Here is a 22,485-nt window from a genome sequence, read left to right as displayed (position 1 = left end):
GTTACCGATGGAAAACTTGCTGGCAAGCTGGTCGAAACCTGAGACAGAAAGTAAGACTGATCCAGATAATCCTCCGATTGGTCCTGGTAACGGAGGCTTAGGCGGAAAGGATGATTTGGGCTCCAAGGAGCACTTTAACGACTTTGATTCCTGGGATTCCTGGGATTCCTGGGATTAAGAACTACCAATAATAGAAACAAGAACAACGAGGGAGCAACCTAACAGGGTTCGCTCCCTTGTTTTTTGCAGTTGAAATTTGGGTAACATTCAAAAAATTCGTAACTTTGCCGCCTGAAAATAAGAACAACATGATATATCCAGATAATTTTGAACAAAAGATAGGATTCAACGAGATTCGAAGCCTGTTGCGTGAGCGATGCCTCTCCACCCTGGGCAAGGAACAGGTAGAGAAGATGCACTTCAGCGCTGATGCCGACGAGGTGAACGAATGGCTGCTGCAGACCCGAGAGTTTCGCAGACTCATGGAGGAGGTGGAAGACTTCCCCCTGCAATACTTCTACGATGTGAGAGAGTCGATTGTACGCATCCGCGTGGAGAACACCCACTTGGAGGAAGACGAACTCTTTGACCTTCGCCGCTCGCTGAGCACCATCGACGGTATCGTAAAGATACTCAACCACAGCGATGACGACGAGGCCGAACAAGAAGACGGTTGGCGCAGAGAGAAGAAATATCCCTACCCTGCACTGCATCGCCTGTCGGCTGACGTCATGTCTTTCCCACAACTGGTACAACGCATCGACCAAATACTCGACAAGTTTGGCAAGATACGCGACAACGCTACCCCCGAGTTGCTGCAGATACGCCGTGAGTTAGCTAAAACCGAGGGCAGCATCTCTCGCACACTGTACGGCATACTGCGAGCAGCACAGAGCGAGGGAGTGGTAGAGAAAGATGTCACCCCTACCCTGCGCGACGGACGACTCGTCATCCCCGTCATCCCTACCCTGAAACGTAAGATAAAAGGTATCGTGCACGACGAGAGTGCCACGGGAAGAACGGTATTCATTGAGCCTACCGAGGTGGTGGAAGCCAACAACCGCGTGAGAGAACTCGAGGGAGAGGAACGCAAGGAAATCATACGCATCCTCACCGACTTCACCAACAAGGTGCGACCCTTCTCGCGCGAGATATTGGAGAGCTACCGATTCCTTGCCATCATCGACCTGATACAAGCCAAGGCAAAGCTTGCAGAAACCCAGCAAGCCATAGAACCCCAAGTGGAAGCCCACCCACACGTAGACTGGACCAGAGCCATTCACCCCCTGCTCCGACTCTCGTTGGAGAAGAAAGGCGAGAAGGTGGTGCCACTCGACATCATGCTGACACAAGAGAAGCGCATCCTCATCATCTCAGGTCCTAACGCCGGAGGAAAGTCGGTATGCCTGAAGACCGTGGGACTGCTGCAATACATGCTGCAGTGCGGACTGAGCATCCCCGTGAGCGAGCGTTCGAAGACGGGCGTGTTCCAAAACATCATGATCGACATAGGCGACGAACAGAGTCTGGAGAACGACCTGAGTACCTACTCCTCGCATCTGCTCAACATGAAGAATATGATGAAGGCTGCCAATGGCGACACCATCATCCTCATCGATGAGTTTGGTACAGGCACCGAACCAGGCATCGGCGGAGCCATTGCCGAAGCTGTGCTCGACCGCTTCTGCCAGCAAGGTGCTTATGGAGTCATCACCACACACTATCAGAACCTGAAGCATTTTGCCGACAGTCATGAGGGCGTGGCTAATGGTGCCATGCTCTACGACCGCCACGAGATGAAAGCTCTCTTCCAGTTGGCTATAGGCAGACCGGGTTCTTCCTTCGCCATCGAGATAGCCCGCAAGATAGGTCTTCCCGAAGAGGTGATCAAGGAGGCCAGCGACATCGTAGGCTCCGAATACATACAGAGCGACAAGTATCTGCAGGACATCGTTCGCGATAAGCGCTACTGGGAGAACAAACGACAGAGCATACACCAGCGCGAGAAAGACATGGAAAAGACCATCTCGCGATACGAGAGCGACATAGAGGACATAGAACGAAGCCGCAAACAGATACTCGCCAAAGCCAAACAACAGGCAGAGGAACTGCTGAAGGAGAGCAACAAAAAGATAGAGAACGCCATACGCGAGATACGCGAGAAGCAGGCTGAGAAGGAGGAGACCAAGCGCATACGTCAGGAGCTGGACGCCTTCAAGGAAGAGATGCAGGACATCGACACCAAGGAGAATGACGACAAGATAGCCCGCAAGATAGCTCAGATACAACAACGCAAGGAACGACATGCCAAGCGTAAAGCCGAAAAAACTCAGAACCAAGAGAAGGCTGCGGCGGCGCTGCGCAATGCTGTCAACAAGACGCAGCAGGAAAACCGTCCTCTATCAGTAGGCGACACCGTGCGTATCAAAGGGCTCTCCACCATAGGAACCATAGAGAGCATAGCGGGCGATATGGCTACTGCTGTGTTTGGAGGTATGCGTACCAAGATGCGCCTCAACCGTCTGGAACATGCTGTCGCCACCACCGAGACCGACAAGACAGAACAACGCAAGGAGAACTTAGGCTCGTATGGCATCAGTACCGAGACACGCAACACGATAGACAAGCACAAGACCAATTTCCACCAAGACCTCGACATCAGAGGTATGCGTGGCGATGAGGCGCTCAATGCCGTGCAGTATTTCATCGACGACGCCATCCTCGTGGGTATGCCCCGTGTGCGCATCCTTCATGGTAAGGGCAACGGTATCCTGCGACAGCTCATACGCCAGTATCTGAGCAGTGTGCCCAATGTCACCCACTTTGCCGATGAGCATGTGCAATTTGGCGGAGCAGGAATCACGGTGGTAGACTTTTAAAGGAGTTTTTCCTTAACAGAAGTTAATAAAAGGAATATTTCTCGGAAAATATTTGGCAGGTTCAAAGGAAAGCAGTACTTTTGCACCCGCTTAAACGCAGAGACGGACAAGTCTCATACGACCAGCTCCCTCGGAATCCCCCAGGATGGGAACATAGCAAGGGTACTTGGTTGTAGCGGTGCGATATGAATCGCTTGTCCACCCGCCTCTTTAGCTCAGTTGGCCAGAGCACGTGATTTGTAATCTCGGGGTCGTTGGTTCGAATCCGACAAGAGGCTCAAAAAAGAGAATTTCATCTACAGAAGTTCTCTTTTTTTGTTTCCTACAGGTCTGTTTCTCCAAAAATATATAAAATTATCGCAGCATTGAACACTATATGCTAAAAATTGCTTACCTTTGCACGATAATACATAAATAAGACAATGATTAATGTACAGAATTTAGTTCAGACAAGGGCTTTCGCCCGCCAGGACGGAGCCATCTTAGGACTTGTATGGATAGTTAGTTTCGCATTCACCATGCTGGCAGTAAAGCCCGACCAGTCGTTTTTGGGACTGATAGGCAACCTGCTGTTGATCAGCACTCCCTTTGTAGTAGGCAAACGCCTGAAGAGTTTCCGCGACTATGCCCTGGAGGGCACTATCTCTTTCCGCCGAGGCACCTTCTACTGTATGCAGACATTCTTCAATGCCACCCTGTTGCTCACCGTGGTACAATTTCTGTGGTTCTCGTTCATGGACATGGGTCCATTCATGGCCTTATTGGAGAGCACCTACCAGCCCGTGATGCAGGAAGTGTACCATCTGTCGGAGGCAGAGGCAAAGGCCACCATCGACACCATCCTCTCGATGAAGCCACTGGCATGGGCTTCCATGTTTATGATTACCGACCTCATCGTGGGTGTGGTACTCAGCCCTGTCATCGCAGCCATCATGGCACAACGCGTAAGTATCAAGAACATCAATAACCAACAATAACACACCAAACAAATGGACATATCCGTTATCGTACCCCTATACAACGAGGAAGAATCGCTGCCCGAGCTCTTTGCCTGGATCAAGCGAGTGATGGAAGCCAACCACTTCAGCTACGAAGTCATCTTTGTCAACGACGGCTCTACCGACCACTCATGGCAAGTGATAGAACACTTGGCTGAGGAGGCCGACCAGGTGAAAGGCATCAAGTTCCGTCGCAATTACGGCAAGAGCCCTGCCCTGTACTGTGGATTCAAAGAGGCACAGGGAGATGTGGTCATCACCATGGATGCCGACCTGCAGGACTCTCCCGACGAGATACCTGAGCTCTACCGCATGATTACCCAGGAAGGCTACGACCTGGTATCGGGCTACAAGCAGAACCGCAAGGAGGGCGACCCTCTGTCGAAGACCATTCCTACCAAGCTCTTCAATGCCACAGCACGCAAGGTGAGCGGCATACACAACCTACACGACTTCAACTGCGGACTGAAGGCTTACCGCCGCGACGTGGTGAAGAACATCGAGGTGTATGGCGAGATGCACCGCTACATCCCCTATCTGGCAAAGAATGCCGGTTTCGACAAGATAGGCGAAAAGCCTGTGCATCATCAGGCCCGCAAGTTCGGCAAGTCGAAGTTCATGGGCTGGAACCGTTTTGTCAACGGCTATCTGGATCTGATGACCCTCTGGTTCCTGAGCAACTTCGGCAAGAAACCTATGCACGTGTTCGGATTCTTGGGCAGCGTGGTGTTCTTCATCGGTTTCCTGTCACTGGTATGCCTCGGCATCGACAAGAGCATCGACCTCTATCATGGCGTGTATGGACACCTCATCACCGACTCGCCCTACTTCTTTATCGCCCTGACAGCCATGCTCTTAGGCAGCCAGCTGTTCCTGGCAGGATTCTTAGGCGACCTGTTGAGCCGACAGAACCCCAATCGTAACGACTATCAAATAGAAAAAGAGATAAGATGCGGAAAATAATCCCCATACTCATGATGGCCCTTGGGCTGATGGCAGCTTGCAGCACGCTCGACTGTCCGCTCAACAACACCGTGTACACCAAGTACAAGCTGGCAGGCAACATAACAACCCTGACCGACACACTCACCATCTCGACCAACCGTATCGAGGGAACCGACAGTGTGCTGATCAACAAGGACGTGAATGTGGACAGTTTCATACTGCCCATGAGCTACTCGCTGTTGGAAGACAGCCTCTTCTTTGAGACTCGCAACGCAGACAACCGACTGCTGCGCGACACCGTAACGGTGCAGAAGACCAACACACCACACTTTGAGTCGGTAGACTGCAAGCCATCCTTTTTTCATACCATCACCGGCGTGAAGACTACGCACAACAGCATAGACTCCATCGTCATCAACTGTAAAGAAGTAACTTATGATGAAACGAAGCCACACTTCTATATTTACTTTGGTCATCGCGATTAGCGCCCTGATGCTGCTGATGCCCGCACAGGCGACACATGCCCAGGGATCATCAGGCAAGAAGATAGCCGCCACCAACAAGGACACCATCCCACTGTTGAGAAACGTGGCGGTAAGCGCAGACCTGGTTGGCCCCATTCAACTCATGGTCAGCGACTACGGTCAGTATGAGGCGGCACTGCGTGTCAACCTCAAGGACAAGTATTTCCCTGTAGTAGAAATAGGTATAGGAAAAGCTGACGGCACAGACGAAAGCACCCAGATCAACTACAAGACGACGGCACCCTACGGACGAATAGGCTGCGACTTCAACCTGTTGCGCAACAAGCACGACATCTATCGCCTGTATGGCGGTGTGAGATACGCCCTTACCTATTTCAAATACGACCTCAAAGGTCCGGATATCCAGGACCCTATATGGGGCGGTACGACTCCCTACGAGGTCAACGGTGTGAAGTGCAACTACCACTGGGCTGAGTTTGTCTTCGGTGTGGATGCCAAGATATGGGGCCCTGTAAGAATGGGCTGGAGCCTGAGATACAAGCGCAGGCTCTTCCATGACGACGGCGACTATGGCAACACCTGGTATGTGCCCGGCTTTGGCAAGCAGGGAGGCTCACGCTTTGGAGGTACCTTCAACGTAAGTTTCGAGCTGTAAGCCCGCTGCGGCAAGAAAGCCGCATCACTCTCCCCCCACATTTACATCAACCATCACCCCTATCCCATCAATATGAACAAGAAAAAACTCATCTGGCAAATTCCCTTCCTGCTGCTCCTCGTCATCGGCACGGTCATCATCCTGAAGCAGGGACAGGAAAACATCAACTATCAGCACGACGAGGGTTTCATCTTCGGAACCGTCTACCACATCACTTATCATAGCGACACCAATCTGAAGAAAGAGATAGAGGCTGAGCTGAAGAAGGTGGACGAGTCGCTCTCGCCATTCAACAAGACCTCCATTATCTCGAAGGTGAACCGCAACGAGAACCCGGTAGTCAACTCGATGTTTACAGAGGTTTTCCTCTTGGCAGAGGACATCTCCAACGAGACCCACGGAGCCTTCGACATTACCGTTGCCCCACTGGTCAACGAATGGGGATTCGGTTTCAAGAAAGGTGTGGAACCCAACAAGAAGGTTATCGACGACCTGAGAAAGATAGTAGGCTACCAGAAGGTGAAGCTCACCTCCGACAATCACATACAGAAACAGGATCCGCGCATCATGCTCGACTGCTCTGCCATAGCCAAAGGATACGGTTGTGACGTGGTGGCACGACTGTTGAGCAAGAAAGGCATCAACGACTATATGATAGAGATAGGAGGCGAGATAGTCACCAAGGGTATCAACCAGAAACAGCAACCTTGGCGCATCGGCGTGAACAAACCTACCGAAGACTCGCTGAACACCAACCAGGAACTGCAGACGGTGCTCAATGTCACGGATATAGCCATGGCAACCAGCGGCAACTATCGCAACTTCTACTATAAGAACGGCAAGAAGTATGCCCATACCATCGACCCCAAGACTGGCTACCCCGTTCAGCACAGTCTGCTGTCTGCCACAGTCTTGGCAAAAAACTGTGCCACGGCAGACGCCTACGCCACCTCTTTCATGGTGATGGGTCTCGAAAAAGCCAAAGAGATACTGAGACAGCATTCAGAACTCATGGCTTACCTCATCTATACCAATGATGATGGCAAGACCGAGGTATGGTACTCGCCATCACTCAAGGAGAAGATATTGGAATAATTATTTTTAAGGAGAAGTTAAGGAGTTAAAGGAGTTAAAGGAGTTAAGGAGTTAAAGGAGTTAAGGAGTTAAGGAGTTAAGACAACAGCCTTTGTGGACTCAACATTGAACATAAAACATTGAACATTTCCTCAAGACTATTGTCTTAACTCCTCAGCGACCGAAGGGAGCGATAACTCCTTAACTCCTTTAACTCCTCAAATAAACTCCTGAAAAAACTCCTCAAAAATTATGCCCGAAAACCGCATATACAACAGCCTGTTGGCACTGCCCCTCTTCTTGGGAATGAGCCGCAACGACTTGCAGCAAGCTGCAGGGCAGACACGCTTTGACTTCAGAAAAGCAAGTAAGGGAGAGACGATTATAGCTGAAGGCGAACTATGCACACACCTGTACTTTCTGCTCGACGGCGAGGTGATGGTAAAGACAGAGTCTGCCGACCACAGCTACAGCATCGACGAGAAGATACAGGCACCCGAGACCTTCCAGTCGGAACGCATCTTCGGTCTGTACCCATACTTCACTCATACCTATACAGCCCTGCACGACTGCAGCCTGCTATGTATTGCCAAGCAAGACGTCATGAAGCTGGCAACCCTCTTCGACATATTCCGCATCAACCTGCTCAACCTGATATCCACACAGAGTCAGAAACACAGCCTCCGTACCCTGCAGACACCACCCAAGAGTTTAGAGGAACGCATCACACGCTTCTTCGAGGCTAACTGTGTCAGCCCTACAGGCGAGAAAACAATCCACATCAAGATGAGGCGCATAGCCGAAGAGGTGAACGACAGCAGACTGAATGTCTCCAAAGCCCTCAACCGTTTGCAAAGCCAAGGACTTATCCAACTTTTCAGAGAGCGCATCCATATCCAGGCACTCGAAAAACTTACCAACAGCAAGGGTTGAGATAAAAGTATGTTAAATAATATGATACAAGAAGATTATAACACCTTTTTTTACTAACTTTGCACAAAAATAAAACACTAAGTTAGTATGCTTCAAGAAAATAAGACAGAGAATCGTATCAATCCCTTTTTTGCACCTTACAACACCCCTCACGACACCGTACCTTTCGACCGTATCAGGCTGGAAGATTACGAAGAGGCCTTCATGGAAGGAATACGCCGTGACGATGAGGCCACCGACAAGATCGTCAACGATCCCGAAGAACCTACCTTCGAGAACACCCTGGCACGCGTGGATACCGAGAAAGGCGAGCACTACTACGACTTGCTCAGCAGGGTTTCCAATGTTTTCTCATGCATGATGAGCGCAGAGACCTGCGACGAGATGGAAGCCTTGGCACAGAAGATGAGCCCCATCCTTACCAAGCATGCCAACGATATCACCCTGAACAAGAAACTCTTCGAACGCATCAAGTTCGTACACGACCATCCCAACCGCGAGTTGAATGCCGAGGAACAGATGTTGCTCGATACAAGCTATGATGGTTTTGTACGCAGCGGTGCCCTGCTCGATGAGGAAGGCAAGGAGAAGTTGCGCCAGCTCACCGAGGAGGCAAGCATGCTCACCCTGCAGTTCTCGCAGAACCTGCTCAAGGAAAACAAAGCCTTCCAGCTGCATATCACCGACAAGGCTCAACTCGACGGACTGCCCGAGACTGCCATTGCTGCAGCCGAGCAGAATGCCAAGGAACAGGAGAAGGAAGGATGGATCTTCACCCTCGACTTCCCTGTCTTCTCTCCCTTCATGACTTACTCCACACAGCGCGAGCTCCGCAAGCAGATGTACATGGCTCGCAATACAGAGTGCATACACAACAACGATGCCAACAACCTCGAGATATGCAAGCGACTCATCAACCTGAGACGCGAGCTGGCACAGCTGCTGGGCTTCGACACCTATGCCGACTACGTGCTCAAGCACCGCATGGCAAGTAATATCGACAATGTGTACAAACTGCTGAACGACCTGATAGATGCCTACAAGCCTACCGCCGAGAAGGAGGTTGCCGAGATAACGGCCTTAGCAAAACGCATTGAGGGAGATGATTTCGTGATGGAACCCTGGGACATGAGCTTCTACTCGCACAAGCTGCAGATGGAGAAATACAACCTCGACGCCGAGATGCTGCGCCCCTACCTGCAACTCGACAAGGTAATTGACGGCGTGTTCGGTCTGGCAGGAAAACTCTACGGAATCACCTTCAAGGAGAACAAGGACATACCCGTATACCATCCCGACGTGAAAGCATACGAAGTGTTCGACAAGGACGGCAGCTATCTGGCTGTATTCTATGCCGATTTCTTCCCACGCAAGGGCAAACAGGGAGGTGCATGGATGACAGAATTCCAGGGACAGTGGATAGACCATAAGGGACAGAACATACGTCCGCATGTCAGCGTGGTGATGAACTTCACCAAACCTACAGCCGAGAAGCCAGCCCTGCTGACCCTTGGCGAGGTGGAGACCTTCCTGCATGAGTTCGGACACAGCCTGCACGGCATGTTTGCCAACACCCGATTTGAGAGCCTGTCGGGAACCAATGTATGGTGGGACTTTGTGGAGCTGCCGTCGCAGTTCATGGAGAACTATGCTGTGGAGAAAGACTTCCTTCGCACCTTCGCCTTCCACTATCAGACAGGCGAGCCTCTGCCCGACGACCTGATAGAGCGCATCGTGAAGAGCCGCAACTTCATGGCTGCCTACGGATGTCTGCGACAGGTGAGCTTCGGACTGCTCGACATGGCTTACTACACCAAGAAGGAAGCTTTCGACGACGACATCATCCCATTCGAGAAGAAAGCCTGGGCAAAGGCCATGGTCACACCACAGTTGCCCAATACCTGTATGACCGTACAGTTCTCGCACATCATGGCAGGAGGCTATGCTGCTGGTTACTACAGCTACAAATGGGCAGAGGTGCTCGACGCCGATGCCTTCAGCGTGTTCAAGAAGAACGGTATCTTCGACCAGCAGACAGCACAGAGCTTCAGAGACAACATCCTCTCAAAGGGTGGTACCGAGCATCCGATGACACTCTACAAGCGATTCCGCGGACAAGAGCCTACCATCGATGCCCTGTTGGAGCGCAACGAGATAAAGAAAAATATAGAATCATAACAACAGAAACATGGAAGAGCAACTTTCCAAACAAGAGAAACTCGACCTGCGCTACTTGCGCATGGCACGCATCTGGGCAGAAAACAGTTACTGCAAACGCCGACAGGTGGGTGCACTCGTAGTCAAGGACAAGATGATTATCAGCGATGGCTACAACGGCACACCCAGTGGGTTTGAGAACGTTTGCGAGGAAGACGGTGTGACCAAGCCCTATGTGCTGCATGCCGAGGCCAATGCCATCACCAAGCTGGCACGAAGCAGCAACAACAGCGACGGAAGTACACTCTATGTCACGGCTTCGCCATGTATCGAGTGTGCCAAACTCATCATCCAAGCGGGCATCAAGCGCGTGGTATATGCCGAGAAATACCGACTCAATGACGGCATCGAACTCATGGAGCGAGCTGGCATCAAGGTAGTATATCTCAACCCCGACGACGCTTCGCAGAAAGAAGCCGAACCAAGAACATAAGACAATAAATATATGAACATCAATAAGAAAAAGACCAACCGTTTCATGCCCATCATCATGGCTGTATGCGTGGTGATAGGTATCATGATCGGCTCGTTCTTCTCGAACCATTTCTCGGGAAACAGGCTCAATATCATCAACAGCGGAAGCAACAGGCTCAACAACCTGCTGCACATCATCGACGACCAGTATGTGGATGCGGTGAATATCGACTCTTTGGTAGACAAGGCGATACCGCTCATCCTCTCAGAACTGGACCCACACTCCGTTTACATCAGTGCCAAGGATGTGGCTGCTGCCACCGACGACCTGAAAGGATCATTCTGCGGTGTGGGCATCGAGTTTGTGATCAGAGATGACACCATACACGTGCAGAATGTGATACAGAACGGACCTGCCGAGAAGGCCGGCCTGTTGGCTGGCGACAAGATTGTGGCGGTAGACGGCAAGCCTTTCGTAGGCAAGATCGTCACCAACGAGGAAGCCATGCACAGACTCAAGGGACAGAAAGACACCAAGGTAAAGATTGGTGTGGTGCGCTACGGCAGCAAGAAGGTACAGACCTTCACCGTGACCCGAGGCGAGATACCTACCAAGAGCATCACGGCAACCTATATGCTCGACGACAAGACCGGATACATACGCATCAAGAACTTCGGCGAGAATACCTATCCAGAGATGCTCATCGCCCTGGCAAAGCTCTCGCAAGAGGGATTCAAGAACCTGTGTATCGACCTTCGCGACAACAGTGGCGGATACCTGACTGCAGCCATCAACATGGCCAACGAGTTCCTGCCCGACAAGAAACTCATCGTCTACACACAGGGACGCAAGTCGCCACGACAGGACTTCCGAAGCGATGGCAAGGGATCCTATCAGCACGTACCGCTCGTCGTACTTATCAACGAAGGCTCAGCATCGGCTGCCGAAATCTTTGCAGGAGCCATGCAGGACAATGACCGTGCCACCATCATAGGCCGACGTTCTTTCGGAAAGGGACTGGTACAGCAACAGATAGAATTCCCCGACCACAGCATGATAAGACTCACCATTGCACGCTACTACACCCCATCGGGTCGATGCATACAGAAACCTTACACCCTGGGTGACGACAAGGACTATGAGCAAGACCTGCTCAACCGCTATGAGCATGGCGAGTTCTTCTCGCAAGACAGCATCAAGCATACGGGTCCGGCCTATCACACGGGATTGGGACGTACCGTATATGGCGGAGGCGGTATCACTCCCGACATCTTCGTACCCGAGGATACTTTGGGAATGACATCCTACTTCAAGCAGGCAAGCATGAGCGGACTCATCCTGCAGTTCGCCTTCACCTATACCGACAACAACCGTCCTAAGCTGAACAACTTCAAGGAGATGATGGAGCTGGCCGACTATTTGGACAAGCAGAACATGGTAGACAAGTTTGCCACCTATGCCGACAAGCACGGTCTGCAGCGCCGCAACCTGCTCATCCGCAAGTCGCACAAACTGCTGGAACGCTACATCAACAGCCGCGTGATCTACAACATGCTCAACGACCAGGCTTGGAATCAATACATCAACCAGGACGATCCTGTTATCAACAAGACGATGGAGGTGTTTGAAAAGAACGAGGCTTTCCCCAAGAAGCCCGTTCCTGCCACCAAGCCTGTTTACAAAAAGAAGCAGAAGGTAGCTATGGCAAATGTGCCCTACAACTACCGTGCGTTGCACAGAAGCCCATCCCGCTTGGCATAAGAAGGCAGAAAAATGAATAAGAAAGAACTCAGAAGTATCATCAGAGAGAGAAAGCGACAGTTCTCCGGGCAACAGCTCGAAGAACTGTCGCTTCTTGTTTTAGACCGGCTGCGCAGAAACACCCGGCTGCAGCAAGCCCGCAGCATACTACTATACTACTCGCTTCCCGACGAGGTGAATACCCATCAGTTTATCGACGAACTGGTCAATCAGGGAAAACAGGTATTCCTGCCCGTTGTCGTAGACGGAGAAAACATGGAGATAAGAGAGTATACAAGCTCGAAAGACTTAAGACAAGGTAGTTTCCACATCATGGAACCTGTAGGCAGACTGCTGCCTGTAGATGAATACGGGAAGATAGAAACAGGCATCATCCCGGGCATGAGTTTCGATAAGTCGGGGCATCGCTTGGGCAGAGGCAAAGGCTACTACGACCGTATGCTCTGCAAGATGCCCCATCTATATAAAATAGGTATATGCTTCGACTTTCAGAAGACGGAGACCGTGCCCACCGAAGCCACCGATATCAAGATGGATGCTATCGTATAGAACTTGATATCAGAAATGACAAAAGCCTTCGCTGCCTCGTTAAGCCGCTTGACCAACAGGCTGCGACTCAGCGAGAGGTCGGCACGCAAGGCCGGACTGAGTATCTTGACAAAGAGCGTCTGGTTCTTGATAAACTTGTCGCCAGTGTACTTGGCTACAGGCTCACCCACCACCTGATCCCAGGAAGCAAGAAGACGCTTCTGCTGCAGCGGGGTCTCCAGTCCCTCGCGCCTCAATATCTCGGGCAACAATTCTGATAAGGAACGTACTTTTCGTCTGAACATATTTCTTTGCTTTGCAGGTTTTTCTACTATTCTTCGTGAACCAAGTCTATGTTTCCACCTTCTACATGGAATATCTTGTAATTGCCGTCACTCTCGTGCAGGATGCGGTCGAGATGGTCGCGGTTGGTATCGGTGATGAATATCTGTCCAAAATTGGCTCCCGATACCAAGTCGACAATCGCCTCTACCCTTTGGGCATCCAACTTGTCGAAGATATCGTCGAGCAGCAAGAGGGGCGTAGTACTCGATACCGTGCGGCGCAGGAAATCAAACTGGGCTAACTTGAGAGCCAAGACAAAGGTCTTATTCTGTCCCTGACTTCCCTCTCGCTTCATCTGGAAATCACCTATCAGCATCTCCAGGTCGTCACGATGCACACCATGAAGCGAATAGCCTACAGCCCTATCCTTGAAGCGGTCGCGCTGTATGACATCAAGGAGCGGACCGCGCTGACAATGAGAGACATAACGCAGGCTCACCACCTCTCGGTCGCCAGAGATATGACGATAGATCTGCTGAAACAGAGGAATCAGTTCCTTGACGAAAGCCTCACGTTTCTGAAAGAGCAGCTCACCATTGCGAGCCATCTCCTGTTCCCATATCTCCATCAGCGTCACATCAGGTTCCTCCTCCATCTTGAGCAGAGCATTACGCTGTTGCAAAGCCTTGTTGTAGTTGGCCAATGCCTCAATATAGGAAGGGTCGTACTGCGAGATGACCACATCCATCAGGCGGCGTCGCTCCTCGCTTCCACCCTCAATGAGTACCGTATCAGAAGGAGAGACAAAGATGAGCGGTATCAATCCGATATGTTGTGACAGTCGCTTGTACTCCTTCTTGTTGCGCTTGAAGTGCTTCTTCGTTCCACGCTTCATACCGCAGAAGATATTCTCGACATTCTCTCGCTCATCAAGATAGTTGCCCTCTATCACCATGAAGTTCTCATCGTGCGCAATAACCTGCGAATCGATAGGATTGTAGGCACTGCGACAAAACGAAAGATAGTAAATGGCATCCAGGAAATTGGTCTTGCCCACACCGTTATGACCGATGAGACAATTGATCTTGGGCGACAATTCCAAATTGGCAGCCTTGATGTTCTTGTAATTAATTATCGAGATATTCTGTAAAATCATACGTATTATGCCACTATTGAACTGCAAAGTTAGCAGAAAAAGCGCAAAAAACGAAAAAAGTAGGCTATAAATTTCAATATGTGGATAAATTTACGTATTTTTGCAACCTAAAGTGTAGTGGCCATTGAGCAAGGCACACTAAGAACAAGAAGGAAAAAATAATAAAAAACAAAAAATAAAAATGGCAAACAAAACAGAACAGGTTCTCGAAGCAACAGAGAACATCAACAACCGCGAGGCTTTCTTCATGAAATACAAGAAAGCCATCCTTATCGCAGTGGCAGCAATCATTGTTGTTATTGCAGGTGTATTCCTCTACATTTCACAGATTTCCGGTCCTCGTGAGGAAAAGGCAAGCACAGCGCTCAGCAAGGGTCAGACCTACTTCAACAACGAGATGTTCGAGCAGGCTGTCAATGGCGACGGTGCCGGCTTCGTAGGTTTCGCTAAGTTGGCCGACGAGTATAGCGGTACCAAGGCTGGTAACCTGGCCAACCTCTATGCCGGTCTTTGCTACGCCAACCTCGGCAAATGGGCAGAAGCTCAGAAGAGCCTCGACGCTTTCTCTACAGAAGGCGACCAGATGATCAGTCCAGCTTCTCAGGCTGCTCTCGGCGACGCATACGCTCACCTCAACCAGCTCGACAAGGCTGTTGACGCTTTCAAGAAGGCTGCCGACATGGCAGACAGCAAGGCTGAGGACGATGCCAACAACAGCCTCTCTCCTACCTTCCTTATCAAGGCAGGCGAGGTGTTGGAAAGCCAGGGCAAGAAGGACGAGGCCCTGAAGATCTATCAGGACATCAAGAAAAAGTATGTGAACTCTATGCTCGTTCAGAGTGCAGAGATCGACAAGTACATCGAAAGAGCTTCTAACTAATTATGGCTACAGCACTTCATAATTTGTCAGAATACGACTTCACCAAGGTACCCGATGCCAGCAATATGTGCTTTGGCATCGTGGTAGCTGAGTGGAACCCTGAGATAACAGGCGCTTTATTGGAAGGTGCCGTCAACACCCTGAAAAAGCATGGCACCCTGCCTGAGAACATTCACGTGAAAACCGTACCTGGAAGCTTTGAGCTGATATACGGAGCACGACAGATGGTTCTTAACCAGGGCTACGATGCTGTCATCGTGTTGGGAAGCGTCATCCGTGGCGAGACTCCTCACTTCGACTACATCTGTCAGGGCGTTACCTATGGCATTGCCCGCCTCAATGCCTCACAGGAAATTCCAGTCATCTATGGTCTGCTGACCACCAACGACCTGCAACAGGCCAAAGACAGAAGTGGTGGCAAGTTGGGCAACAAGGGCGACGAGTGCGCCATTGACGCCATCAAGATGGCTAAGTTCTAAAAAGCAAACATAACCATAGAACAAGGATGAAACTTTATCAACTCTTACAGTCGTTCGACTTTGAGGAACTCTTTCCTACTGTCAGCACGATGTTCCCTAACGCCAATCTGCATCGCGACGTCTTTCAGAAAGCATTCGACATGCTGTGCAGCATCCAGCCTGTGATGAGCAAGAAGACCATTCGCTACGAACTGATGGAAGATCCTAACTCGAGCAACAGTATGATTGTGGGAGCCGACGACAGTTGTTTCAACACCACTTGGGATGCCTGCTTGGGCAAGGAAGTAAGAAAAGGAAAGGGTGCTGACCTGAACGATGAGGAATTGGCAGCCAACTGTCTGCTCAACGTCCTCTTCATCGGTAAACACCCACAATGCTTTGAAAAAGACTTCAAAAAACTATTGAAGTAAGTGATGCTTTATAAACAGTCACTAAATTTTATACATCATACCCCATCATCAGCCTCGTCCTCAACAGACGAGGCTTTTTCGTCTTCATCACCTGCTGTGTCCAACTGGCTATCCTTGGCTATACTGACAGCGCCCATCCGGTTGACAGTGATTACAAGGGGTACATACTCATCACTGGTCACATCGGGTGAACCCACACTGCCTGCAAAATGCAGCACGTCGCCCTTCACCTCCACAAAAACAATACCCAACAAGGCACCCGTCTTCTTGGTTTCGGCATCAAGATAACCCGTAAAATCGCTTTTCTGGAAAGTGCGGCTAAAGAACTCTGTTCCGTCCTCCCGCAGCACCTTGATCGTAATCTTGTTGTCGTAGTACTTGGTATGATCCTCACTCTCCACCAAAGGCAGACTGTGATCAGACTCTCGTTTCATCACTACACGATAAGTCTTGCCGAGCCAGGAGATGTCGCGCGATTGCTCATAACTACTCAATTCCTGCGTCTTCTTAGGTTTTGGAGCAGCAGGCTTAGGGGCTATGATGACATTGCTCTTTTTCTTCTCGCCGCATGACGAGAAACAGGCGGCACCCAGAACCGCAATCACGAGCATGGAAATTGTTTTCTTCATTGTAGTTTTGTTTTGATATTCATTTGAGTGAAGGCCTAAATCTGCATCATTAATAAATCTAATCCACAGAATGAAGACCTAATTATCTGCAAAGTTAAGAAAAAAATATAAGAACACAAAAAAAAGCATCCCCTTTTCACAAAGAGAATGCTCTTACTACCTAAATACTAACTAATAAATCCTATTGAACTTTTCTCACACGATATAATAAAAGTTCAGTTTATGAATTCTAATCAGTAATAAGACCCTACAAAACACAAAAGGTTTAATCGAAGATGAGAAAAAAGTACCTTTTTAACTGCCTTTAACAAAAAGGATGGTCCATGTATGTAACTACCCAGCATCCCTACAAACCAAAACAGTTACTTTAATACCACACAAATTGTTTTCAGTTCATCATGAATTTGTTCTGACTCTTGCGAAAAATCTATGTTCTATACTTTAGAACATAAGTTCGATACTTTAGAACACAAGTTCTAAACTTTAGAACATAAGTTCCAAACTTTAGAACATAAGTTCCAAACTTTAGAACATAGATTTTAATAGGCTGAAAAAACTTTTTCTGTGTTTTTTCGATTTGAGTTGACCACTCTTAGTGTTATTTTTAACTACCCAAAAGCTACAGATTATCACAAAACAAAGAGGAAAAGTATAAAATTGACTGATACTATTTGGTTATTTACTCAAATTGTCGTACCTTTGCAACGAAAACAAAACAATTAGTATGAGAAAGACCATTTTACTTGTCATTATGACAACTGCTATCATATTCTCTGCTTGTACAGGCAGACAAGCCAAAGAGAAAGAGAAGGCTCTCGACACCATTCCCATGATGGTGATGCAGATACAGAAATGCAGTCGTCTATATACAGCCGAGGCACAGGTTCACAGAATCATCACCCACGACGACCAACTCAGACTGAAAGGCTCTATACTGAAAAACGAGTTCGACATCAGTCTGCCTGGAGGAAAGCGCAAGGTTGCCATCCCTATGGACGCCACCCTCAAGGCATATATCGACTTCAAAGGCTTCAACGAAAAGAACGTGAGACGGCAGGGCGAGAAGATAGAAATCATCCTCCCCGATCCTAAGGTGGTGCTGACAAGCAGCAAGATAGACCACGAAGGAATCAAGAAATTCGTATCGCTGACACGCAGCAACTTCAGCGATGAAGAACTCAGCAGCTACGAGCAGGAAGGACGAAAGGGCATCATCAACGACATTCCACGCATGGATATTCTGGAAACAGCCCGCCAAAGTGCCGCGCACACCTTGGTACCCATGCTCGTCAACTTGGGATTCAAAGCCGAGAACATCAAGATTAGTTTCAGAAAGAAGTTTACCTCATCCGATCTTTCAAGCCTCATCGACGGCACATCGGTTGAGAACAAGTAAGGTACTACAGATATGAGAAAATTTGAAATCATCGTCATACTCCTGCTCATCGTCATCATCGGCGGAGGTCTGTACTGGCTCAACAAGGACAACTCCATCTCGATGCAACAAGAAGGGAAGACCACGCTCTCGCCTACACAGATAAAGAGTATCGAAGCCATCGGACAGTGGGAATTCCTGTCCATCAGCGATGAGGAACTGATAGACACCGTGAGAAAAGGGCTCATCAGCGACGACGAACTGGTAAGGATCTACTATGGCACCCTCAGGCTGGGCATCAACATGCGAGAGGTGGGCACTGAATGGCTGAGCGCCGAGGGCGACACCATCATCTGCACCCTACCCCCCATCAGGCTCCTCGATCGCAACTTCATCGATGAGGCAAAGACACGTTCGTTCTTCGAAGAAGGCAAATGGACCGGTAAAGACCGACAGGACATGTACAAAAGAGCCTATGAAGCTATGAGCAGACGATGCTTTACAAAGGCCAACATCGCCAAGGCTGAGGACAATGCCAAGGCGCAGTTTGAGGGAATGTTCCAGGCCATGGGTTACAGCAACGTAAGGATAAGAATAGAACATGGGATAATAAAAGAGAAAGACAAATAACAAACAGGTAAAAAATAAGAGAGATTATGGATACACTAAACGACATTTTCGCAACGCTAAGCTCATTCTTGTGGGGTTGGCCCATGATTATTCTGCTCTTGGGCACACACCTCTTTCTTACGATCCGTCTGCATTTCCCGCAGCGTAAGATTTTCAAGGCCATCAAGTTATCCGTCAAGAAAGACAAGAATGCCACGGGCGATGTATCCCAGTTTGGCGCTCTTGCCACTGCACTTGCTGCCACTATAGGTACGGGCAACATCATCGGTGTGGCAACAGCCATCGCCCTGGGTGGTCCGGGTGCTGTGCTGTGGTGCTGGCTGACAGGTGTATTCGGTATATCCACCAAATATGCCGAGGGTTTATTGGCAGTTAAGTATCGTGTGAAGACCCAGCGCGGTCGCATGTTGGGTGGTCCTATGTATGCTTTGGAGAAAGGCCTGGGCTGGAAATGGCTCGCCATCCTCTTCGCACTCTTTGCCGCGATAGCCTCTTTCGGCATCGGCAGCACCGTACAGGCAAACGCCATCTCTACCCTCGTAGAAAACCAGTATGGCATTTCGCCCTACATCACAGGAACCGTTGTCTGCGCCTTGGGAGCAGCCGTCATCATAGGAGGAGTGAAATCAATATCAAGAGTATGCGGAATGCTTGTTCCCTTTATGGCTCTTTTCTATGTGTTGGGATGCATCTATATTCTCTTTGTCAACCATGCCTATCTGTGGCCGGCTATCAAGGTTATCTTTGAGTCTGCCTTCACTACCCGCGCGGCAGGAGGCGGTTTCGCCGGCAGCACATTGATGATGGCAGCCCGATATGGTATAGCCCGTGGTCTGTTCTCCAACGAGTCGGGTCTTGGTTCTGCTCCTATCGTAGCCGCAGCTGCACAGACACGCAACCCTGTGCGCCAGGCTCTTGTTTCATCGACAGGCACCTTCTGGGACACCGTCATCATCTGTGCCCTTACAGGTCTGGTCATCACCTCAAGCATCATCGCCTATCCCGACATCGACTACCACAACGGAGCAGCCCTCACCAAGGCTGCCTTCAGCAAGATACCTTACATAGGAGCTCCTCTGCTCACCTTTGGTTTAGCCACTTTTGCTTTCAGCACCACCTTAGGTTGGAGCTATTATGGCGAGCGCTGCGTGGAGTATCTCAAGGGCAAGCGCTGGATGCTGAGCTACCGTGTGCTCTACATCGTCAGCATCTTTGCGGGCAGTGTCATCGGACTGGAGATGGTGTGGAACATCGCCGACTGTATGAACGCCCTGATGGCAATACCTAACCTTGTATCCCTGCTCTGCCTCAGCGGCATCATCGTACACGAGACACGCAAGTATCTGTGGCGCGACCGGTTGGACCGCGACATGGATGAGAACGAGATAGAAGAACTGGAAAAATAATAATAAAAGCTACAAAAGAAATATGGCTGTCAACTCTCCTTAGGATTGTCGACAGCCATATTTCTTTAAGCGACCATTCAGTCTATCTGATATTGCAGATGCCGCATCTCATGACCTCCCCATGCAGAATCATTGGCGTACAGAAATCCCACCTTATTATATAAGGACTCCGCGCGAGGGTTTCCCTTGTCGACAAGCAGTCCTACAGCAGGCAATCCCATCTCACGTGCACGCTCGATGACTGCTTTCAGCAAATATTTGGCAATGCCATGCCCCCGGAACTCTTCCGACACAGCGATGCTGTCGATGTAAAGCTCGCCAGCCTGTGTCTCATCGTCCATATCCGAATAGTCGATACCAAACTCCCGTTGAGCAGCCTCTATGAAACGACGGCGCAAACGATGCAGCTCACCTCCATCATAAGATACACAGATGCCAGCCAACCGACCATCATCAGTAAAAGCACAAAGCGTATTGCGATAGCTGTACTGACTGTCATCGAGAGCCACCAGTTCCGTCATCACCCGTCGGAAATCCTCTATCGTATGATCTTTACCTGCCAGATTCTGGCAACACTCATGATTCATCGCCTCCATAATGAGTGAGGCAATAGGCGCTGCCAAACTGGCAGTAGCCCCTTCTACTCGTACATTCATTTCTATGTCGTTTTATGATCAAGTTTCGCAAGTTTTTCCCTACACGCCCTGAAGGGGCAGAAGCTCTTAGCCCAGGGCATCGCCCAGGGTTATCATGTTCGCAAACTTGGCGCCCTGTAAGGGCAAAAGCTTTAAAACTCCTAACAATATACAAAGCTTTTGCCCTTACAGGGCGCCTTTCTGATTGTCATTGTACCCAGGGCGATGCCCTGGGCTAAGAGCTTTTGGGCCTTCAGCCCGTACTTAAACCACATGCGAAAGTTCTGTTATATTATATAACGAACAAAAGTTCATTTTATTTTCTTACCACCTCTATCTTTGCATCACCTGGACGATAAAGATAGGATCAAACTTCCGTCCTTGACAAGGATATGACTCTGCGATTAACAAAACATGTACTATTTTAAACATTTTGTTCCTTACGCCAGGATGCTGGCGTCTTGCTCTCAAAGCGCGAGAACACCCTTGAGAAATAAGAGGACGAGGAGAAACCGGAATAGATAGCCACCTCTTCCTGTTTGACATTCGGATTCTCACGCATATAGCTTTTTGCCTCTTCCAGACGCAGCTTCGTAATCCAGGTGCTGAAGTTGGTACCATGTTTACGGTTGATATAGCGAGACATATATAGCTTGTTGGTACCCATCTCTGCTGCCAAGTCATCTATCGTCAACTGAGGAGCGAGGAACCGCTTTTCGGAAATCCATCTCTTCACTTGCTCACCAAAGAGCTGCTCATAGTTGTCTGTCTTCGAGGATTTCAGTTTTTCTGTATCTGTCTCCATCCTTTCTCTGTCCGTTACCTCAGCGCTGTTCAACTTACCATACATGGAGGCATAGTTGATGAAACTGATGGCTATGTAGAAATTGGCAGAGACGACATAAACCTGGAAAAGATAATTGTAGATAACGCCCCCAAACAACGTGGTGAAACACAGCACACTGATAAGGATGATGAGGATGACACTCTTCTTAATCCAGAACATAAACTGCTGCATATCCTCCGCAAAGTAATTGTCCAGTTTACTCCTCTTCTCATTATATAGGATATAGAAACGTCTCAAGAACAACACGTATTGCACAAAGAACATGAAGAAGGGGAACCACGAGACCCAAGCACCCACTTTGCCAAAGACTCCTATGGTGGAAGTTATCATCAGGGCAACAGATGTCAGGAAGACAATCCAGTCCTTACTGAAGTTTCGCCACGACATATACTTCTCGTCCAACAAATAGAAGAAAGTAGAAAAGAAGAAGATGGCTTCCAGATAGAAGAAGATAAAATCAGCGCACTTGATATATGGATTGAGCGCTTTCCAATCGGCAGAGCTGGAAATAGCTAAGTAGACGAAAAGATTCAATCCCATGATAAAATATGTAGTTGCCAAACATCTCTTCGCCTTGCAATAAGGAAGATATTCGGCAGCAAGAGGCACTTTTCCAAACAACAGGACAATGCCGAGGCCAAAATAAATGGCTCCAACACATTGAATCAACACAATGAAATAATGCTCTAACAACTCTATCATATACAATTTTAATTACGCAATACAAAAGTACAAAAAATAATTATTACCCCCCCCCGAATTAAGACAAAAAAGCGACATTTTTCACTCTTTTTACACTTTTGCGTCATTTTTTCCATTTTTGAAATTGTAAAAAGGAAAATATTTCCATTATTAAAAGTATT

At 49.1% G+C, this 22,485-nt stretch carries 23 protein-coding genes and 1 tRNA gene; 19 read left to right on the top strand and 5 right to left on the bottom strand.

Annotated elements, in window-relative coordinates:
• Positions 1–7 precede the first annotated feature (7 nt).
• The 13 genes from P3T48_RS06810 to P3T48_RS06750 all read left to right on the top strand — a co-directional run bounded on the left by P3T48_RS06810 (position 8) and on the right by P3T48_RS06750 (position 12,911).
• Positions 8–178: a hypothetical protein gene (locus P3T48_RS06810; protein ID WP_276506135.1), complete on the top strand. Its 171-nt coding sequence runs from the start codon at positions 8–10 to the stop codon at positions 176–178.
• A 130-nt stretch (positions 179–308) separates the two neighbouring features.
• On the top strand, positions 309–2,879 hold the full coding sequence (locus tag P3T48_RS06805) for an endonuclease MutS2 (RefSeq protein ID WP_276506134.1): 2,571 nt from the start codon (positions 309–311) through the stop codon (positions 2,877–2,879).
• 204 nt (positions 2,880–3,083) lie between these two features.
• Positions 3,084–3,157: transfer RNA gene (locus P3T48_RS06800), tRNA-Thr, on the top strand.
• A 144-nt stretch (positions 3,158–3,301) separates the two neighbouring features.
• The gene (locus P3T48_RS06795) at positions 3,302–3,856 is read left to right on the top strand and encodes a DUF4199 domain-containing protein (protein ID WP_276506133.1); all 555 of its coding nucleotides are present in this window, start codon (positions 3,302–3,304) and stop codon (positions 3,854–3,856) included.
• A 12-nt stretch (positions 3,857–3,868) separates the two neighbouring features.
• On the top strand, positions 3,869–4,840 hold the full coding sequence (locus tag P3T48_RS06790) for a glycosyltransferase family 2 protein (RefSeq protein WP_022251330.1): 972 nt from the start codon (positions 3,869–3,871) through the stop codon (positions 4,838–4,840).
• On the top strand, positions 4,828–5,307 hold the full coding sequence (locus tag P3T48_RS06785; RefSeq protein WP_276506132.1) for a DUF6452 family protein: 480 nt from the start codon (positions 4,828–4,830) through the stop codon (positions 5,305–5,307). The genes P3T48_RS06790 and P3T48_RS06785 overlap by 13 nt, the downstream gene beginning before the upstream one ends.
• Positions 5,258–5,962, top strand: a complete 705-nt coding sequence (locus tag P3T48_RS06780; RefSeq protein WP_276506131.1) for a DUF6048 family protein — start codon at positions 5,258–5,260, stop codon at positions 5,960–5,962. Before P3T48_RS06785 ends, P3T48_RS06780 begins: the two co-directional genes overlap by 50 nt.
• Before the next feature lie 72 nt (positions 5,963–6,034).
• Positions 6,035–7,057 carry an FAD:protein FMN transferase gene (locus P3T48_RS06775; RefSeq protein ID WP_217758266.1) on the top strand — a complete coding sequence of 341 codons (1,023 nt, stop codon included), beginning with the start codon at positions 6,035–6,037 and terminating at the stop codon, positions 7,055–7,057.
• A gap of 231 nt (positions 7,058–7,288) precedes the next feature.
• Positions 7,289–7,969: a Crp/Fnr family transcriptional regulator gene (locus P3T48_RS06770; RefSeq protein ID WP_276506130.1), complete on the top strand. Its 681-nt coding sequence runs from the start codon at positions 7,289–7,291 to the stop codon at positions 7,967–7,969.
• Between the two features lie 87 nt (positions 7,970–8,056).
• A complete protein-coding gene (locus tag P3T48_RS06765; RefSeq protein WP_276506129.1) occupies positions 8,057–10,147 on the top strand; it encodes a M3 family metallopeptidase in 2,091 nt (696 codons plus the stop codon).
• Between the two features lie 10 nt (positions 10,148–10,157).
• Complete coding sequence (locus P3T48_RS06760) at positions 10,158–10,619, top strand: deoxycytidylate deaminase (protein ID WP_276506128.1); 462 nt, start codon at positions 10,158–10,160, stop codon at positions 10,617–10,619.
• Between the two features lie 12 nt (positions 10,620–10,631).
• The gene (locus tag P3T48_RS06755; RefSeq protein WP_443217177.1) at positions 10,632–12,362 is read left to right on the top strand and encodes a S41 family peptidase; all 1,731 of its coding nucleotides are present in this window, start codon (positions 10,632–10,634) and stop codon (positions 12,360–12,362) included.
• A gap of 12 nt (positions 12,363–12,374) precedes the next feature.
• Entirely contained in the window at positions 12,375–12,911 is a 537-nt protein-coding gene (locus P3T48_RS06750; protein ID WP_276506127.1) for a 5-formyltetrahydrofolate cyclo-ligase, read from the top strand.
• On the opposite strand, the gene P3T48_RS06745 is transcribed toward P3T48_RS06750, so the two are convergent.
• Together P3T48_RS06745 and recF are read right to left on the bottom strand one after the other, a co-directional pair.
• The gene (locus tag P3T48_RS06745) at positions 12,851–13,195 is read right to left on the bottom strand and encodes a DciA family protein (RefSeq protein ID WP_022251339.1); all 345 of its coding nucleotides are present in this window, start codon (positions 13,193–13,195) and stop codon (positions 12,851–12,853) included. The genes P3T48_RS06750 and P3T48_RS06745 overlap by 61 nt on opposite strands.
• Before the next feature lie 26 nt (positions 13,196–13,221).
• Positions 13,222–14,331 (bottom strand): DNA replication/repair protein RecF, encoded by a 1,110-nt coding sequence (recF, locus tag P3T48_RS06740; protein WP_022251340.1) that lies wholly within the window; start codon positions 14,329–14,331, stop codon positions 13,222–13,224.
• A gap of 181 nt (positions 14,332–14,512) precedes the next feature.
• Between recF and P3T48_RS06735 the strand changes: the two genes are divergently transcribed.
• From P3T48_RS06735 to P3T48_RS06725, 3 genes are read left to right on the top strand one after another with little or no spacing between them, the layout of a single operon-like run.
• Positions 14,513–15,211: a tetratricopeptide repeat protein gene (locus P3T48_RS06735; RefSeq protein ID WP_022251341.1), complete on the top strand. Its 699-nt coding sequence runs from the start codon at positions 14,513–14,515 to the stop codon at positions 15,209–15,211.
• Between the two features lie 2 nt (positions 15,212–15,213).
• Positions 15,214–15,690 carry a 6,7-dimethyl-8-ribityllumazine synthase gene (ribH, locus tag P3T48_RS06730; RefSeq protein WP_276506126.1) on the top strand — a complete coding sequence of 159 codons (477 nt, stop codon included), beginning with the start codon at positions 15,214–15,216 and terminating at the stop codon, positions 15,688–15,690.
• Between the two features lie 26 nt (positions 15,691–15,716).
• The gene (locus P3T48_RS06725; RefSeq protein WP_022251343.1) at positions 15,717–16,100 is read left to right on the top strand and encodes a hypothetical protein; all 384 of its coding nucleotides are present in this window, start codon (positions 15,717–15,719) and stop codon (positions 16,098–16,100) included.
• Positions 16,101–16,135: 35 nt separating this feature from the next.
• Here the strand turns inward: P3T48_RS06725 and P3T48_RS06720 are convergent, their stop codons facing one another.
• Positions 16,136–16,729, bottom strand: a complete 594-nt coding sequence (locus P3T48_RS06720; protein ID WP_276506125.1) for a DUF4738 domain-containing protein — start codon at positions 16,727–16,729, stop codon at positions 16,136–16,138.
• A gap of 724 nt (positions 16,730–17,453) precedes the next feature.
• Here P3T48_RS06720 and P3T48_RS06715 point away from each other — a divergent pair.
• The 3 genes from P3T48_RS06715 to P3T48_RS06705 are packed head-to-tail and all read left to right on the top strand — an operon-like array spanning position 17,454 to position 20,140.
• Positions 17,454–18,125, top strand: a complete 672-nt coding sequence (locus P3T48_RS06715) for a DUF4230 domain-containing protein (RefSeq protein ID WP_276506124.1) — start codon at positions 17,454–17,456, stop codon at positions 18,123–18,125.
• Positions 18,126–18,137: 12 nt separating this feature from the next.
• Positions 18,138–18,734, top strand: a complete 597-nt coding sequence (locus P3T48_RS06710; protein ID WP_276506123.1) for a DUF4230 domain-containing protein — start codon at positions 18,138–18,140, stop codon at positions 18,732–18,734.
• Between the two features lie 26 nt (positions 18,735–18,760).
• Complete coding sequence (locus tag P3T48_RS06705; protein ID WP_276506122.1) at positions 18,761–20,140, top strand: alanine/glycine:cation symporter family protein; 1,380 nt, start codon at positions 18,761–18,763, stop codon at positions 20,138–20,140.
• Between the two features lie 77 nt (positions 20,141–20,217).
• Here P3T48_RS06705 and P3T48_RS06700 read toward each other — a convergent pair whose 3' ends face one another.
• Both P3T48_RS06700 and P3T48_RS06695 read right to left on the bottom strand, forming a co-directional pair.
• On the bottom strand, positions 20,218–20,796 hold the full coding sequence (locus P3T48_RS06700; RefSeq protein WP_276506121.1) for a GNAT family N-acetyltransferase: 579 nt from the start codon (positions 20,794–20,796) through the stop codon (positions 20,218–20,220).
• Positions 20,797–21,199: 403 nt separating this feature from the next.
• Positions 21,200–22,324, bottom strand: coding sequence for a helix-turn-helix domain-containing protein (locus P3T48_RS06695; RefSeq protein ID WP_276506120.1), 1,125 nt, complete (start codon positions 22,322–22,324; stop codon positions 21,200–21,202).
• Between the last annotated feature and the right edge of the window lie 161 nt (positions 22,325–22,485).

The sequence above is a fragment of the Segatella intestinalis genome (assembly GCF_029348455.1).
In the GTDB taxonomy this organism is placed as follows: domain Bacteria; phylum Bacteroidota; class Bacteroidia; order Bacteroidales; family Bacteroidaceae; genus Prevotella.
This window is presented reverse-complemented; position numbering and strand designations above follow the sequence as displayed.